The following is a 17436-nucleotide window of genomic DNA, read 5'->3' as shown; positions in this document are numbered from 1 at the left end:
TGGTAACCTCTATCGTTTTTTATTTAAAAGCTCAATGTCTTGCAGCTTTCTACCTAATTCATCATCAAGTGCTACTTTGCTCAAGTCTTCGAGAAGATTTAAAACGGCAAGAACATTTACGTAATGCCCAATAGACACGGAAGGATCGCCTTTAGTTATTTTGCGAAGTGTTGGCTTAGAAATTCCCGTCCTATTGAACATCACTTCTTGGGTGATCCCGCGTCGTTTCATTGCGAGTAAAATATTTTCACCCAAGTTGTGGAGTATTTTAAGGTTACGCGGGAATACAGTGGCTCCACGCTTAACTAATGAATGGCTATCGCTTTTATTCATATGAAACTATGCTTTCACTTAATAACGTTAAGTGAAAATATAGTTTCATTTTTGTGATTAGTCAAATAATTGAATAACTAATATCCCAAATAGTAATTGATTCTTAAAGCTCAATCTATGAAATAATAATTTCATAAATTAGGTTTTATTGAATTTATAGTTTCATTTTAATTAAAAACGTAGGTTGGGTAGAGCGAAGCGAAACCCAACCCAATGCATCACAGTGCCATGCAAGTTGCGAGGCCAAGATGGGCGGTTTTCATAATGAACAGTCTACTCAAATATAATACTTATAATTAGTAATAACTTACATGGTTTGTTATTAATAGAGCTATATTAAATAAGGGCATTTTTCCGTGAAAAGAGGGGAAGTGCTTTTGATAAAGTTGCTGCAGTGCAATTCAATGGGATATATATGATACAAGAAATACGAGTTACCTCTTTTGAGAACTACGTTAATGAAATCACGGAAAGAGAAAAAGAAATGTGGTTTAGAGGAGTAACTAATAAATCATTTTCTTTAATACCAGGATCTGTAAGGTATGGGCTGGGAGGAGATAAGGAAATTAGTGCTGTTTTAGACTTTATGGCTGCATACCAGAATTATCATACAAAAATCGAAAATTCGTTTGAACTTTATAGTCTAATGCAGCATTACGGCTTCCCTACAAGATTACTTGATTGGTCAACTTCAATGATTGTTGCATTGTATTTTGCATTAGATGGCGAAGCTAGTCATGATCGAGATGGTAATTCCATAGACAGAGTTGTTTGGGGGATGACAACAGGCATGCTCAATAAGCTAAACTTTCTCAAGCGTCGTGTAATTCCAACTGCAATTGGAAAAGCCAGCAGTGCTGGGGAAAAGTACTTGCCTAGTCCGTTGAGAAGAGAAGAAGGTGATAACTCTAAATTTGAGGTTAAACCTATAGCAGTTCGAATGCCTTTTACTAACAAGCGAGTTCATGCACAAAAGGGGTGCTTTACTATCCATGGAAGTGATCCCCAAGGCATTGAAGATATTATGTTATCTAATGGTCTAGGTAGTGAATTGGTAAAATTTGTATTTGATGAGAATGCGGCAACAAATATCAGAAAGACTCTTCATAAAATGGAAATAAATGAAGATGACATATACCAAGATTTAAATTCTTTATCTCAAAGAATTGTCAGAAAAAGAAAAATCGGAGTCGAAAATTAAGCTGAGTATTTATCGCTCCTTGTGTAAATGCATGTCCTTATGATTATCTATGTATTGAGTGAAAAACAGAGATGTAATCATAAGTAATTAAATCAACATCTTACGGAGATTTGTGAGCTTGGGTACGGCTTTTAGCAATGCTAAAGTGCTTCTCAGGTATTGATGTACTGGCTAAGCTATCAAGTCCCATCATTGCTATTATCAAAAAAGAAGAAAATGATACCAGTAAAGGATGCTGTTAAAATTAGGCCTGTTAGGGCTTGTAGCGCAGAGAATAACCTAAAAAAGTTATCAGAGATTGTAATTTCCCCATACCCAAGAGTTGTAAAAGTTACCAAGCTAAAATATAGGGTATCTATGAACTGTTTTGGGCAATTTAGTTCATTAAATATCAAAGAGTAAAGTGCGGTGAATAGAAGAATATTAATACCAATTCCATTAAGTATGTGATCTAAATTTTACGCCGAAAAAATAATTCAGTTCTAGGCGTAAATTGATATAAATGGTTGTTCCCTTTGCGAAATTTACAAAAAAGAAATGGGTTGTTTTAGCAAGTAAAATGGATCAGCTATTTATTGGAATTGGTATAACTATCAATAAGACAAAATTAGATATAGAATAAGGAGTGAGTATTTGATATTCGTTTTTATAGCAGTCTCAAATTGATAGATGCTACTTTTTAGGAGTGGCTGAAGATCTCCTACTATTTCACTTAATTCCTCTGAGAGGGTAACTTTTCTAAGCTTTTCGTCGATTTTTTTCTTCTTTTTTGCAATCAAATTTCTTTGTTGGCAGTTTTTAATATTGAATTTTTTAGTTCTAGCTAATGTTCGTATGAATATTATAGATGAGCTAAAACACAGTACTATGAATAAGGAAATAAGGAAATAAGGAAATAAGGCATATCAAGGCTGTTAGTTGCACGTAAGAAAACGCAATAATGCTTAGTATAGTTATGAGTAGTGTAAGAAAGTACCAGCTGGATAAAGCTTTATTATTGTATACAAAACCTTTAGATTTTTCATAAAAATTCATGTTTCCCTACCTTAATCAGAGTTTTCCTAAATAAATTATAAAGTAGCGTAAGTACTGTATTTAAACTAGTGATTTAAACGAGAAGGCATCTTTTACGTAGTGAATAGTTATGCGCCCTAGTGGGATTTTTTAAATTAAACTCTGAATGAGGTTTATTTGGTAAAAGCTCCCCCTTATTAAGGTGTTTGGATCTTTAAACTTGCCGCTTTAGATCTACGGTTTATGAATATATAAGTTGGGTTTCGTTTCACTCAACCCAACCTACGGTGTTTAAATTGTTATAGAGCAGCTCTAGGCTCTTACTCTTCTATCGCACTCACAATAAAATACGGGTTTAAGTATTCATCTTTGGTGTTATAAATAAGTGGGCTGCCATCAAGCTTAGTGACTTTTGCACCGGCTATTTGTGCGATTGCATGGCCAGCTCCGGTATCCCATTCGCAGGTTGGGCCCAAGCGTGGGTAAATATCAGCACTGCCTTCGGCGACTAAACACAGTTTTAGTGAGCTGCCTTTTGACACCATTTCAACCTCGTCAAAGCGTTTTACAAACTCGGCTAAATCGGGTGATGGATGAGAGCGGCTGCCTACAACACGAATTAATCCTTTGTTAGGTTTGGTGGTAACTTTAAGCTCAATTCGCTCATCGCCTTTATCTTTAAATGCGCCAATGGCTTCGGCGGCTAAGTACGATACGCCAAGGGCAGGTGCATCAACTACGGCTAAAATAGGAATGCCGTTTTTAATTAGGGCGATGTTTACTGTAAATTCACCGTTCTTTTTAATAAATTCTTTAGTGCCGTCGATTGGGTCAACTAACCAGTAGCTTTTCCACGTTTGGCGTACATCCCAGCTTATGTCGGCATTTTCTTCACTAAGTATTGGAATATCAGGTGTGAGCTGTTGAAGCCCTGCCACAATCAGTTTATGAGCTGCTAAATCGGCGTCGGTTACGGGGCTTTCATCGGCTTTGTACTCAACGTTAAAATCCTTTTCGTAAATGCCCATTATCGCTTGGCCTGCTTTGCGGGCAAGGATGAGGGTTTCTTCTAGCAGTTCGGTTTGATTCATGGGGTTAACCTATATTATGTGCTTTTGTTTTAGATACGTTATCAGTTGTGTAACCGATTGGTCTAGGGTGTTTTTACTTGTATCTAAAATTATTTCTGGATTATTTGGTACTTCGTAGCTTGAATCGATACCAGTGAAGTGTTTTATCTCTCCAGCGCGGGCTTTTTTGTATAAGCCTTTTGGATCGCGGCTTTCGCATACATCCAGTGGGGTATCGATAAAGACTTCGATAAATTCGCCGTCATCTACTAAGCTGCGCACCATGTCGCGTTCTGCTCTAAAAGGCGATATAAACGCAGTAAGTACTAACAAGCCAGCGTCGGTCATTAGTTTAGCGGTTTCGCCTACGCGGCGTATGTTTTCAATGCGGTCTTCGTCGCTAAAGCCTAGATCTTTACATAAACCGTGGCGTACGTTGTCGCCATCGAGTAGGTAAGTGTGCGTACCTTGCTGATTAAGCGCGGCTTCTAGTGCGTTTGCTACGGTGCTTTTGCCAGATCCTGAAAAGCCGGTAAACCATAAAATAGCGGGCTTATGTTTTTTTTGCTCGCTACGCTGTGCTTTTGTCGTTGCGTAGTTATGCCAAACTATATTTTCATCCATAGTGAGAGTCTCTTATGCTGTGAGCGTAGGTATTAAAACGGAAATACCAGCGGGATCAAGGTTAATACCGTGATTGAATAAATAATAGAAAGGGGTAAGCCCATCACTATGTAATCTTTTAAGTGATAGTTACCCGCGCTATAAACCATTAGATTAGTTTGATATCCAAATGGCGATATAAAGCTGGCTGATGCGCCAAAGGCAACCGCCATAATAAACGGTAGCGGGTCTACATTAAAACCAACTGCGAGCGAGTAAGCAACAGGGAACGACAAGGCAGCTGCTGCGTTATTAGTAATAAGCTCGGTAAATAATACGGTCATTAAAAATATAGCTATAAATGCGCCGTAAGGGCCAAAGTCGCCAAGTACCATAAACATGGCGTCGGATATTTGCCCGGCAAGCCCGGTGCCTATCATTAACTTGGCAAGGCCAATGGCACTACCTACTACCACTAATAACTCGATAGGAAAACGGCGTTTTACTTCGTTAAGTTTTATGGTGCCACTGAGCATTAAGCCAATCAGTAATACTAATAAGCCTTTAACCAGCGGCACTATGCCAATAATGCTTAAACCCAGTACTGCGGCAAAGCTTAGTAACACAATGTTTGATTGTTTAGGCGCAAGGTGGGCTTGTAAGTCAAACCCTGAAATATACACAAACTCGCGCTTTAAATTAGGCAAGCTGTAAAAGTTTTTGCCTGGTGCGAGTATTAGTGAGTCGCCAGCTTGTAATTGCACTTGCCCAAGGCCGCCTTGTAAGCGGTCGTGCCCACGGCGAATAGCAATAACGGCTGCATGAAACTGCTCTCTAAAGCGGGCTTCTTTTACGGTTTTGCCAATAAATTTTGATGACTGACTTACAACTACTTCTACTAAGTGTTCTATGTCTTTTTGATGATTCTCGTGTACTACTTTTAAACCGTCGAAACGGGTAAGTAATGGCACTGATTTTATGTCACCTACAAACAGCAGCACGTCATCTTTTTGAATAATCTGCTGCGGGGTGACTGCGCAAATTCGGCTTCCATCGCGAATGATTTCCGCGAGGAATAAGTCTTTTAAATCACGCAGGCCGTTTTCTTCTACGGTTTGGCCTATTAATTTTGAGCTTGCTTGTACTTTACCTTCTAGGTAAAAAGGCACGACTTCTTGGTCGCTTTTACCATTGTCGGGTAAGTATTTAAGCATTACTAAAATGGTAATTAGGCCTACGCTTAGCGCACCTAAACCGACTAAGGTAAAATCAAAAAAGCCCAGCGGTTCCATGCCCGCATCTACTGCAAAGCCATTGACGATTAAGTTAGTTGATGTACCAATAAGCGTAATAGTTCCGCCCAAAATAGCAGTGTACGACAGCGGTAATAATAGCTTTGAAGGGGAGTGATTAGGGTTGTCTTTTATCGCAGTAATAAGCGATGCAACAACGGCAGTATTGTTAGTAAACGACGATAAAAAGGCGGTTGATAACCCCAATTTTGTTACCGATTTTACTAAACTACCTTTAGATAGCGATTGCGCTAACTTTTGAATTAGCGTGGTTTTTTCTATTGCGGTCGACACTAACACCAATAGTACCAAGGTGATAAGCGACGGGTTAGCGTAGTTAACTAACATGTTTTCAAGATCAATTAATCCGGTTAAATAACTAGTACCAATGGCACTTACAAATAACCATGCAGGATTAATACGGGTGCCAAATAGGCACCCAACTAAGGTAAGCATAATGCCTGTTAAAACGAGCTGTTCTACCATGCTTTTAAATTCCTAACAGACATTTTGTACTTACAGCTTTGATATATCAAGCGCTTGCCAATGTGGAAAGTGCTTGCGTACTAAGCTGTTAAATTCAACTTCAAATTCGCTAAAGTTACTTTGCTGTACTTGGCTTTGCAGTACTTGTTCAATCATGCCGGCAGCAACCGTTAGGTTTGATAAGTGATCGATTAGGATAAACGAGCCTGTTTCGTGATTGCAGTGGTACTCGTCTGCCAAAATAGTTTCGGTTAGTTCAAGCGTTACAATCGCAATTTCGTTTAACTGTAGTGAGTCACTAGTGCCGTGTTCAAGCGTGTTCACATCAATCGTGTAATCAATCTTTTTAACAATAGCTGAGGTGTTTTTGCTGCCTAGTTTTAGGTTATAACTTTTACCTAATACTAATGGTGACTCATGCATCCAGACAATTTTAGCTTGCAGCTGGTTAGTAACAACAGCCGTTGAGTTTGCAGGTACTATTACGTCGCCTCGGCTAATATCAATTTCGTTATTTAGGGTAACGGTAATTGCTTGGCCCGCTTGTGCGCTATCTAGGTTGCCATCAAAGGTAACAATTTCTTTAATGCTTGATGTTTTACCCGACGGTAATACTTTTATAGCATCGCCTACGTGTATCTTGCCCGATGTAAGTGTGCCCTGAAAACCACGGAAGTTTAAGTTAGGACGCACTACATATTGCACTGGTAGGCGCGCTTCAAAGCCTGTATCTGTTTCGGCTGCTGGTGAATCTTCTAGTAATTCAAGTAGCGGCTTGTCGGTGTAATATGGAGTATGCGCAGAGCGCGTTACTACGTTGTCGCCTTTAAGCGCCGACATAGGCACAAACTTAATGTTTGATACGTTAAGTTGCTCAGCAAATTTAAGGTAATCGGCCTTAATTTTTTCATACACGGTTTCGTCAAAATCAACGATATCCATTTTATTAACGGCAACAACAAATTGCTTAATGCCCAGCGAATCACAAATAAAGCTGTGGCGCTTGGTTTGTACTTGCACGCCGTAACGCGCATCAACCAAAATAATGGCGACATCACTTGTTGATGCACCCGTTACCATGTTGCGCGTGTATTGCTCGTGCCCTGGGGTGTCGGCAATAATAAATTTACGCTTAGCCGTTGAAAAGTATCGGTACGCTACGTCAATAGTAATGCCTTGCTCACGTTCAGCTTGTAGGCCATCAACTAATAAAGCAAGGTCAAGATCTTCACCTGCATTACCTACTTTTTCGTTATCTTTATGAAGGGCTGCTAGCTGATCTTCATAAATTTGGTGGCTGTCGTGCAGTAGGCGGCCAATCAATGTTGATTTACCGTCATCTACGCTGCCACAGGTAAGCATGCGTAATAAGCTTTTATCTTGTTGGCGTGCTAGGTAGGCGTCTATGCCTATTTCTTTTACTTCGTTAAATGTATCGTTATTTTGGCTAGACATTAAAAATACCCCTCACGTTTTTTCTTCTCCATTGAGCCGGCTGAATCATGGTCAATAACACGACCTTCACGTTCAGATGACGTAGATAGCAGCATTTCTTCAATAATTTCGGTTAGGTTACTTGCTGTTGATTCAACTGCACCGGTAAGTGGGTAGCAGCCTAATGTACGAAAACGTACAGATTTCATTTGCGGTACTTCACCTTCATTCAGTGGCATACGCTCATCGTCAACCATAATTAAAGTGCCGTCGCGATCAACAACAGGGCGCTCTTTTGCTAGGTAAAGTGGTACCATGTCGATGTTTTCTTGGTAAATGTATTGCCAAATATCAAGCTCAGTCCAGTTAGATAACGGGAAAACACGAATGCTTTCGCCCGGATTAACTTGGCTGTTATAGGTGTTCCAAAGCTCTGGACGTTGGTTTTTAGGGTCCCAACGGTGGTGTTTGTCGCGGAACGAGTAAACACGTTCTTTTGCGCGCGACTTTTCTTCGTCGCGGCGTGCGCCACCAAATGCAGCATCAAAACCATATTTGTTAAGTGCTTGCTTTAAGCCTTGGGTTTTCATTATGTCGGTATGTTTACCCGAGCCATGCGTAAACGGGCCTACACCCATTTCAATGCCTTCTGGATTTTTGTGTACCAGTAGGTCAAAACCGTATTCTTTAGCTATACGGTCGCGAAACTCAATCATTTCACGAAACTTCCAATTGGTGTCTACGTGTAATAACGGAAACGGAATTTTTGCAGGGTAAAATGCTTTACGCGCTAAGTGCAAAAGTACCGACGAATCTTTACCAATAGAGTAAAGCATTACTGGGTTCTCAAACTCAGCGGCGACTTCGCGCATGATTTTGATACTTTCAGCTTCTAGTTGCTGAAGGTGAGTTAAAGCCATTGTTAGTCGTCCTACTAAAATGATTAAAAGTTACAAATTTAAAATTCGGTTAAGTATTTGATACATCTGTTAGCGGCTGTGCAAAGCTGCTTGTTTGTTCGTTTTTCCCAAACCACGCTAGTTGCGAGTGCAGGGCGGCTACTTCACCAATAATGAGTAGCGCAGGCGATATAATGCTGTTGCGCTGGATTAAGTCGGCAAGTTCGCCTAATTGGCCTGTTACTACACGCTGATTTTTACGTGTACCGTTTTCGATAATGGCAACCGGTGTGTCGGCTTTGCGGCCATGCTTTAAAAGCTCGCTTTGTATGTGCGGCGATTTAATTACACCCATGTAAATAGCAAGCGTTTGATTTGCTTTTGCCAGCGATTGCCAATCAAGTTCTTGGCCGTCTTTTTTACAGTGGCCAGTTACAAATTGAATGGCTTGTGCATGGTCACGATGCGTAAGCGGAATACCCGCATAAGCACTACAACCTGCAGCGGCTGTAATACCCGGTACAATTTGATAATTTACCTTGTTAGCAGCCAGTACTTGTACTTCTTCGCCACCACGACCATAAATAAACGGGTCGCCACCTTTAATACGACATACTTTTTTGCCTTGTTTAGCAAGGTCGACCAACATTTGGTTGGTGTCGTCTTGAACAACACTGTGATCGCCTAAACGTTTGCCTACACAAATAAGGTCAGCATCGCGACGCACTAATTCCATAATTTCATCAGAGACTAAAAAGTCATATACAACCACATCGGCTTGTTGCATAAGTTGCAGTGCTTTAAGTGTTAAAAGCTCAGGATCGCCTGGACCTGCACCGACTACATATACTTCGCCTTCAGGCTCTGCTTTAGCATCTAGCATTTGCTCTAGTTGCTGCTGCGCGGCTTGAGTATCACCGGTTTGCACTTTACTCACGACAGAAGAGTCGAACACGCCTTCCCAAAATTGGCGGCGGTCAGAAAAGTGTTTAAAGCGTTTTTTTACTTTGTCTCTAAATCCGCCTACAAGTGTTGCAAGTGGGCCAATATGTTGTGGGATCAAGGTTTCGAGCTTTTCGCGTAGGCGGCGTGCAAGTACGGGCGCAGTGCCCGCACTTGATATAGCAATCGTAATTGGGTCGCGGTCAACAATCGATGGGAATATAAACGTACATTTAGGTTGGTCATCAACCACGTTTACGAATACATTGCGGGCATTGGCAAGCTCAAATACGTTGTTGTTTACTTCATCGCGGTCAGTTGCCGCAATAACTAACATTTTGCCATCAAGATGCGACTCATCAAAATAAGCATCAATAAGCGTGACTTCATTATTATGTGCATGCTCTTTTAATTCATCACAAAACCAAGGTGCTACTAAGGTAACGCTTGCTCTCGCTTTTAAAAACGCGCGACATTTGCGTAATGCGACCTCTCCACCGCCAACAACCAATACTGGTTTGTTGTCGAGTTTGGTAAAGATAGGTAAATACTGCACGTTAATAACACCCCTAAACAAATTCAAATATAAGAAAACGCTTTATTCTGGCAAGCAGAATATAGCGGCTATCAATAAGTAAAAAATAATTAAAACCAAGTTGATATAACCAAAAGTTATAATGGGTGGGCTTTTTAGGCCTAAGAGTTAGTTAACAAGGGATTGCGCCGAGTTACAAGTAAAATAACCAGCTTATAGTGTTTGGTTATGAGCTATAGCGAGTTTGGTTTAATTTGTTAATATGGTGGCATATTCAATTTTGTACTTATACCAATTGCATTAAATTAGTGATCTATTATAGCGACGAGAAAATAGCTCAATAACAAGGCTAAAATTATGATACATAGTTGTTCTATATAAATAATTTTTAACGTAGTTAGTGAGTTATTTAATACGCTAAAATGATCATTTTTTTAATAAAATTGGTATTACATAGGAAAGGGAGTCTACATGACACAGCATCAAAAAGACGCGGCATTAGCAGTCGCACTGATGGATTTAACAAGTTTAAACAGCAGTGATACAACTACAGACATTCAAGCGCTTGTTAATAGTATAAATCCGACCTTAGGCACGCCAGCAGCCTTATGTGTTTATAGCGACTTTGTTGATGATGCAAAAGTAGCACTGGCAGCGCGTGGGCTTAGCCACGTAAAAGTGGCAACAGTCACTAATTTCCCAACGGGTGATGCGCCACTCAGTGATGTAATTAACGAAACACTTATTGCAATAGAGCGCGGTGCGGATGAGATTGATTTAGTTATTCCTTATAAAAAACTCATAGCGGGCGATGCTCAAACAGTACTTAGCTATGTAAGCGAAAGTAAAAAAGCGTGTGGGTCGCGCGCGCAACTAAAAGTAATTATAGAAAGCGGTGAGCTTAAAACCGAAGCACTCATAACACAGGCCACGAAGCTTGCAATTGAAGGTGGTGCCGATTTTGTAAAAACCAGTACGGGTAAGGTCGCTGTTAATGCCACGCTTGAATCAACAAAAATGATGCTCAGTGCAATTAAAAGGACTGGTAAGCGTGTTGGCTTTAAAGCCGCCGGAGGTGTTAAAACAGTGGCTGATGCCAGTGATTATTTAGCACTGGCATGCACGATAATGGATGATGATTACCTGCAAGCAAAGACATTCAGGTTTGGTGCTTCAAGCCTATTAAGTGATGTTTATACAATATTAAAAAGTAATTAAAGGAAAAATGATGAGAGCAAGAAACTCCGGGACACAAGCATTGTTTAATAGCCTATTTAAAGGTGCATTAGTTGTAGGAGTCGTTGGTTTTGGATTAACTGCATGCACTAATCCAAGCACACCCGCAGGTGAAGAAGGTTATGTATTCGAAAAACCGCGTGTATTTGGGGAAGGGGGGTATCAAGGCTCAATGAAAGGTCCATCTAATTACGGCATGTCGTTACTGCGTAATGAGGTGGTAAATATCGATATGCGACCTAATACATATACCGAAACATTCAGAATTTTAGCGAATGATGATTTAAATATTAAATTTGATTTTCATGCTGTTATTGCTATTGAGAGTGGCTCAGTTAAAACTGTGGTAGAGCAGTACGGCGCCGAAAATTGGTATAAGCGCTTTGTGCGTGAAACTTTCAGAACGTATGTGCGCGATACAGTACAAAAATACGATAGTGGCGAGCTTAAAACAAATCGTGAGAAAATTGCGAAAGAAGTGACTCTGCGCCTGCAAAGTTATTTATCGACAACGCCGTTTAAACTTGCAAACGTTGTAGTAGGCAATATTAATTACCCCGATATTGTTGCTAATGCAGTTGAGAAAAAATTGGCAGCTCAGCAGTTATTATCGGAAAAAGAAACACAAAAAGAGATTGCCAAAAAAGACGCTGAAATTAGAGTAGAAGAAGCGAAGGGGATTGCTCAAGCTCAGAAAATAATTAATGCAACTTTAACGGCTAATTATATTCAGCATGAAGCTATTAATGCACAAATAAAAATGGCTGAGTCACCTAATCATACAACTGTTTATATTCCTGTAGGTAATAACGGAGTACCACTTGTTAAAGGCGCTAACTAGATAGTGAGTACTTGGGTAGCTTTTTTTATTAGCTACCCAAGTCAAAGCCATTAATTAAATTTAAACATGTTGCTTATACTTTCGAGGCTAGATTTGTTCGTTTTGGCAATACAACCACTGTCATCAAGTGACTTTTTAGTTGTTTCATCAGCTAAACCCGTTACCTTTATTTTTTTGTCTTGTTGGTACTCACGAAGTGCGATAACTGTTTTACGATCGTATTCAACATCTTGTGTTTCAAATTCTTCATAATCAGGCTGGTTTCTTAGGTAACCTAAGCACACTAAGCTTAGGCGTGACATTGCTAAATCCATTTTTTCATAATGCGGCATTCTATGAGTGGGTACATCTACTGCTACAGCGGGCTTGCTGGCTGCTTTTGCGCGTTTAGTAGCTGGCGGCGGCGCAGTGTAACCCGGTGCTAAAGTGTTGTTACTGTTATAGCGATAGTAAGTATCTGGAATTTTAGTTTCTAAAAACTCAACTGCTTTAATAATAACTTCACGCAGGGCTTTTTCTTTAGGTGTATCAGACCATCCACTTATATTACCGCCAACAAGTGCGCCACCAAAGTTGGTTGCAGCGCCTGTGAAATCAAAATCTTTACTGCCACCTTCAACACTTGTTGCAGCTAAAATACGTGATGTGCGAGTATCTATAAGGCGTAGATCAATTGCCATATGTGAACCCGAAAAACCGGCAGATACAGAGCTAAAGACATCACCGATAAAGCCGCCACTACCTACACTTGCACCAGAGCTATCGTCATCAAATTCTGTGACTGCAGCAATCACGACTATTTCAGCACCTTCAATCTCGCCATAAGCAGCACCCGATGAAGCGCTAACGCGACCTGAGGCCGCTAGGTCTTGTTCTGATAAAACCGCGTCAAGTGCTTGGCGCTCTAAAACAATAAAACGATTTGTTGATACTAGAGCGGTAGTTAATTGATCCGCCATACCGTCGCCTATTTCTTTACGCCACCATTTTGAATTATTTGATTTGTCGGTGAAGCGTGCAACTGCAATTCGGGCTTTTGGACCGTTGTATTGTTCCTGTGCAACTGCATTTATATCTGGTGAGTTTTGACCCGATGTCACATTGGTTGAAGTGCTTTGACAAGCGCTCAGAGTGGTCGTTAATAGTGCAGTTAATAGTAATTTTTGTGGTGTTTTTAACATATGACTGTCCTTAATTAATATGCTTAAAGGAAATATTGTGCATTCCCTTTAATATTTATATTCATGTTAATTTAGATAAATCAGTAGGTTAAAAATAGTACTGGCGCGAAGTGTTTGGTCACACAGGCGAAGTTTTTAATCTTTTTTCACGAAATTGCTTCGGCGACACTGCATATTTTGCTTTAAAGCAGCGAGCAAAATAACTTTGTGAATTAAAGCCGACTTGTTGCGCAACTAATCCTATTGCAAGATTACTGTTTTTCAAAAGTTCTTCTGCGAATTCTAAACGAATGTTTCGAATGTAGTCGCTAGGTGTTAAGTTATATAAGGCTTTCATTTTTAATTGCAAAGCGCGAGGGCTCAGGTAAAGCGCTGCTGCAAATTCTTCTACGCTAAACGCCTCGTCTTGATAACACTCTTTTACTATTGCTTTTACACGCTGGGTAAATATGTAGTCTTTACTTTGTACCATTTGTGGGTCTAGTTGGATTGTTTGTGATAAAGCCGGTAACTGCTGTTTTAAATGTTGATTAAGCACTTCTCTAATCGTTAATAATCCTTGAACGCGACTGAGTAAAAGTTGCGGCTCAAAAGGCTTACTTAAATAATCATCTGCAAGTAAATCCAGGCCTTTTAGTTTACTGTTAGTGTCAGCCTTTGCTGAAAGCAATAGAACTGGAATATGGCTAATAGCCGTGTCGCTGCGCAGTGCTTTAATGAACTGATAACCATCCATAACGGGCATCATTACATCACTTATTACCAAATCGGGCATTTCACTTGTACATAATGCTAAGCCTTGTTTGCCATTGAGTGCACTTATGCATTCATAGCTGTTACTAAAGAGAGAAGTCAGTAAGTCACGCATTTCGTTGTTATCTTCAATAATAAGAATTTTATTATTTTTTGCGCTACGTTTATTGTCGTTTTTAGATGTAGTAAGCACTGTGAGGTTAGAGGCTTCTTGGCTTTGAGCTGTGGGCAATGAAACTGTAAAGCAGCTACCTTTATTTATTTTACTTGTTACATTTATGGTGCCTCCATATTGCTCGGTGAGCTGTTTTACTAGCGCTAAGCCAATACCGCTGCCATTTTTATTGCTGGTATTTATACGAGTAAAACGTTGAAAAATTGCTTCAAGGTGTTCTTTATCTATACCGACACCCGTGTCTGATACAGATATTACAAAAGTTTTATTTTGAGCTGATAGTTGAAGTAGCGCTTTCCCTGTGTTTGTTGTGTATTTGTGAGCGTTATTCAATAAGTTACTAACAATTGAAGTTATATGTTCATGCTCTAACTCAAGGTAAATACTCTGCTGCGTTAAATCTTTAAATTCAAATGTAATATCTTTTTGCTCAAATAAGGGAGTAAAGTCTTCAATTAGCTGTATTATCAATGGCTTTATAGCATAGGGCGTTACGTATTTTACTGCTGAACTAGGGCGTTGGCTTAATTGCAAAAGTTGATTTATTTGATCTAATAATTTATGGCTGTTGCGATGAATCATCGCTAGTTTTTGTTGAGTGTCTGAATCTTTATGGCTTTTTTGTAAACTCTCAAGTGGCGCTAATATTAAGCTCAATGGTGTTTTAAGCTCATGGCTAACGTTATCTAATAGTTGAGTTTTTAAGTTACTAAGCTCTCGCTCTTTTAAATTAGCTTGTTCTGCTATTTTAGCCCTATACCTTGCGGTTACAATTAGCCAGATTATAAATAGCACCGAGATAATGTAACTCGCATAGGCAAAATTGCTTTTCCACCAAGGTGGAGTAACCATAAATGCAGCCATCGTTTTATCATCACTCCATTGGCCGTATTGGTCTTTAACTTTTACAATAAAGTGATAGTTTCCAGCGGGAAGTTGAGAATAGCTAACTTGCCTCTGATTTTTGTTTGCGTATAAAAACTGCTTATCTAATCCAGCTAACTTATAAGCATATTGATATTGAGAGGGTGGCTCTGCACTGTTTAAAGCAGAAAACTTAAAGCCGATAACACCGTCTTCTTCTTTAAAAAAGAGCCTGTCTGTATAGCTTATAAGCTTAGCTGCTTGAGTATTGGCTTTAATATATTGCTGCGTCGCGACTGACTGGTTATAAATAAGTAAGTCTGTAATAACGGGTTCTGGAGGTTGGGTTGCTAGAGTTAGTTTTAACGGATCAAATTGATTAAAACCATTAATACCACCAAAAAATAATTCGCCATCATTGGCTTGAAAAGCGGCGCCTAAAATAAAAGAATGATGCTGTATACCGTTTGCGGGTAAAAAATGCTGCATTTGTTGGGTTTGAGGAGCGTAACGGGTTAAACCTTGATTACTACTGAGCCACAAGTAGCCGTTGCTATCTTGTTTAATTGCAAAAATATTACCATTAAGTAAGCCATCGAACTCGGTAATGTTTATAACGTTGTTTGTTGGAATATTTAATTTATTGAGCCCGCCAAAAGTACCTACCCATAAAGTATTTTTATCTTGTAAATGCAAGGATGTAACCATGTCGTGCGTTAAACTATGAGGCTTTTTAAGATCGCTTTGGTAATGAGTGAATATTTCATCATCTAAAGAAAGTTTATTGAGTCCTGCACGGGTTCCAGCCCATATAATGTTGTTGTAGCTGTCATACGTAATACTAAAAACAGTATTATTTGAGATACTATTTTTATCTGTGCTGTATTTAAAGTGTGTAACTTGCAATGTATCGGGGTTAAAGCGCGTTAATCCTTCATTACTGCCCAGCCATAAATTACCATTTTCATCGCCCTCGATTGCATAAATACGGTTACTACTGAGTTGATGACTTTGCACAGTAAAAGCTGAAAAACTATCATTAATTGGGTTGTAAAGCAGTAAACCACCGCCGTATGTGCCTATCCATACGCGTTTATTGGCATCCTCATAAAGACTAAATATATTGTTGTTAGTTAAGCCCGTTGTAGAGTTTTCACTCACTTTATAGCGTTTAAAACCATTGTTAGTTTGCTTGTTAAGGCCATCGCGTGTGCCAATCCAAAGTAAGTTGTTGCTGTCTTTGAGTATTGCTCTTACAAAGTCATTCGAGATAGAAGCCGAGTTATTACTTTGATGTTTTTGATGACCAAACTGAGTCTGCCTTTTATCATAGCGATGTAACCCATAGCCGTCTGTACCAATCCAAATAATACCTTGAGGGTCTTGGTAAAGTGACAATAGGTGGTCGTTAGCTAAGCCATGTTTTAAATTTGGAGAGTGAGTAAGTTGCTGAAACTCTTTACTTAATAAAATGTCTTTAGTTTGATAATAAAGACCATGACCATAAGTGCTTACCCATAAGTTTTTTTCATCATCAATAAGCATATCAGTTACCCAAACATTTTTGAGTTGCTCAAAGTTATAAAATGCTCGTGTGTTTGAGTCAAAAATACTTAGACCAGTTTTACTTCCTATAATAAATTTGTCGTTTGGGGCTTTTTTTAATTGCCAAATCTGTTTAGGGCTATTAGGTATGTGTGTGAACTGATTTGTTATTGAATCGAACTTAATAAGCCCAATATTACTTGCTAACCAAAGGTTTTTTTTGTCATCAAAAAGCATATCTTTAAAAACAACATTTAATTGATTGATGTCTTGATAAGTAAATAATTCGGTAGTATTAGTGTTTGTATTTAACCGAGTAAGTTGCCCCTTATCGTGACCAATCCAAATTGTTTCGGGGGAATTAGAGATTATTGCTGAAATGCGTTCGTTTGTAATAGAGGGAGTTGAATACTGGTTAAAAACACTAAAATTTCCTGTTTCAGTATTTAATAAGTTGAGGCCATTGCTTGTTGTTGCAAACCAAAGTTGACCGTTTCCTAAATTCAGGCAGTCTGTAATCCAATTCCCCGAAATACTCGATTGTGAAGGGTTGAATTTATAGTGTTTAAATTCATATCCATCGAATCGGTTTAAGCCGCCTTGGGTCGAAAACCAATGAAATCCCTTTTCATCAGTGGTACTGCAGGTGATTGAATTTTGCGATAAACCTTGCTCATTTGTATATGTATCTAAGTACAGTGGTAGGGCAAGCGAGCTAATATGAAATAATAATAAAAAGCTGATGACTTTATATTTTATGATTGTTTTAATTGCTTTCACAGACTTCCTATCTCTTGTGAATCCCTTAGGGCGTGTTGACCTTTGTGGATTGAAATTTGTTCAATCTAGGCGCGGTTTAATTGCGGCGCGAGTTTTGTAGCCTAGTGGCTAAGTAAAAACCGAGCATCTGGTCAATCATAAACTGCTTTTTAATCAATGTTAAGATTGATTTTTTAATGTAATGTTGGGATTTTGCACTGTGGGTATCTTTTAGGCTTGTGTTAATGGACTGCGTAAGTATAATAGGCATCC

Annotated in this window: 13 protein-coding genes; 3 read left to right on the top strand and 10 right to left on the bottom strand. The window is 39.2% G+C overall.

Annotation, left to right across the window (positions count from 1 at the left end):
* Positions 1-9: 9 nt before the first annotated feature.
* Positions 10-333: a helix-turn-helix domain-containing protein gene (locus H5119_RS08100; RefSeq protein ID WP_096793893.1), complete on the bottom strand. Its 324-nt coding sequence runs from the start codon at positions 331-333 to the stop codon at positions 10-12.
* Positions 334-748: 415 nt separating this feature from the next.
* Here H5119_RS08100 and H5119_RS08095 point away from each other — a divergent pair, with 415 nt between their 5' ends.
* Positions 749-1534 (top strand): FRG domain-containing protein, encoded by a 786-nt coding sequence (locus H5119_RS08095; RefSeq protein WP_182701859.1) that lies wholly within the window; start codon positions 749-751, stop codon positions 1532-1534.
* A gap of 179 nt (positions 1535-1713) precedes the next feature.
* On the opposite strand, the gene H5119_RS08090 is transcribed toward H5119_RS08095, so the two are convergent.
* The 7 genes from H5119_RS08090 to cysG all read right to left on the bottom strand — a co-directional run bounded on the left by H5119_RS08090 (position 1714) and on the right by cysG (position 9830).
* Positions 1714-1956: an ion channel gene (locus H5119_RS08090; RefSeq protein WP_310741151.1), complete on the bottom strand. Its 243-nt coding sequence runs from the start codon at positions 1954-1956 to the stop codon at positions 1714-1716.
* Positions 1957-2868: 912 nt separating this feature from the next.
* Positions 2869-3639, bottom strand: coding sequence for a 3'(2'),5'-bisphosphate nucleotidase CysQ (gene cysQ / locus H5119_RS08085; protein ID WP_182701858.1), 771 nt, complete (start codon positions 3637-3639; stop codon positions 2869-2871).
* Positions 3640-3648: 9 nt separating this feature from the next.
* Positions 3649-4242, bottom strand: a complete 594-nt coding sequence (cysC, locus tag H5119_RS08080) for an adenylyl-sulfate kinase (protein ID WP_010555008.1) — start codon at positions 4240-4242, stop codon at positions 3649-3651.
* A gap of 32 nt (positions 4243-4274) precedes the next feature.
* Positions 4275-5999, bottom strand: a complete 1725-nt coding sequence (locus H5119_RS08075) for an SLC13 family permease (protein WP_182701857.1) — start codon at positions 5997-5999, stop codon at positions 4275-4277.
* 30 nt (positions 6000-6029) lie between these two features.
* A complete protein-coding gene (cysN, locus tag H5119_RS08070; protein WP_182701856.1) occupies positions 6030-7454 on the bottom strand; it encodes a sulfate adenylyltransferase subunit CysN in 1425 nt (474 codons plus the stop codon).
* Positions 7454-8353 carry a sulfate adenylyltransferase subunit CysD gene (gene cysD, locus H5119_RS08065; protein WP_138586364.1) on the bottom strand — a complete coding sequence of 300 codons (900 nt, stop codon included), beginning with the start codon at positions 8351-8353 and terminating at the stop codon, positions 7454-7456. The genes cysN and cysD overlap by 1 nt, the downstream gene beginning before the upstream one ends.
* A 49-nt stretch (positions 8354-8402) precedes the next feature.
* Entirely contained in the window at positions 8403-9830 is a 1428-nt protein-coding gene (cysG, locus tag H5119_RS08060; RefSeq protein WP_182701855.1) for a siroheme synthase CysG, read from the bottom strand.
* A gap of 450 nt (positions 9831-10280) precedes the next feature.
* On the opposite strand from cysG, the gene deoC reads away from it, so the two are divergent.
* Together deoC and H5119_RS08050 are read left to right on the top strand one after the other, a co-directional pair.
* Positions 10281-11027: a deoxyribose-phosphate aldolase gene (gene deoC, locus H5119_RS08055; protein WP_182701854.1), complete on the top strand. Its 747-nt coding sequence runs from the start codon at positions 10281-10283 to the stop codon at positions 11025-11027.
* A 10-nt stretch (positions 11028-11037) separates the two neighbouring features.
* On the top strand, positions 11038-11886 hold the full coding sequence (locus H5119_RS08050) for an SPFH domain-containing protein (protein WP_182701853.1): 849 nt from the start codon (positions 11038-11040) through the stop codon (positions 11884-11886).
* Between the two features lie 50 nt (positions 11887-11936).
* On the opposite strand, the gene H5119_RS08045 is transcribed toward H5119_RS08050, so the two are convergent.
* Together H5119_RS08045 and H5119_RS08040 are read right to left on the bottom strand one after the other, a co-directional pair.
* Entirely contained in the window at positions 11937-13067 is a 1131-nt protein-coding gene (locus H5119_RS08045; RefSeq protein WP_182701852.1) for a CsgG/HfaB family protein, read from the bottom strand.
* 118 nt (positions 13068-13185) lie between these two features.
* A complete protein-coding gene (locus H5119_RS08040) occupies positions 13186-17184 on the bottom strand; it encodes a two-component regulator propeller domain-containing protein (protein ID WP_182701851.1) in 3999 nt (1332 codons plus the stop codon).
* Between the last annotated feature and the right edge of the window lie 252 nt (positions 17185-17436).

Origin of the sequence: Pseudoalteromonas sp. SG45-5 (assembly GCF_014164085.1) — a bacterium.
GTDB classification, from domain to species: Bacteria; Pseudomonadota; Gammaproteobacteria; order Enterobacterales; family Alteromonadaceae; genus Pseudoalteromonas; species Pseudoalteromonas aliena.
This window is presented reverse-complemented; position numbering and strand designations above follow the sequence as displayed.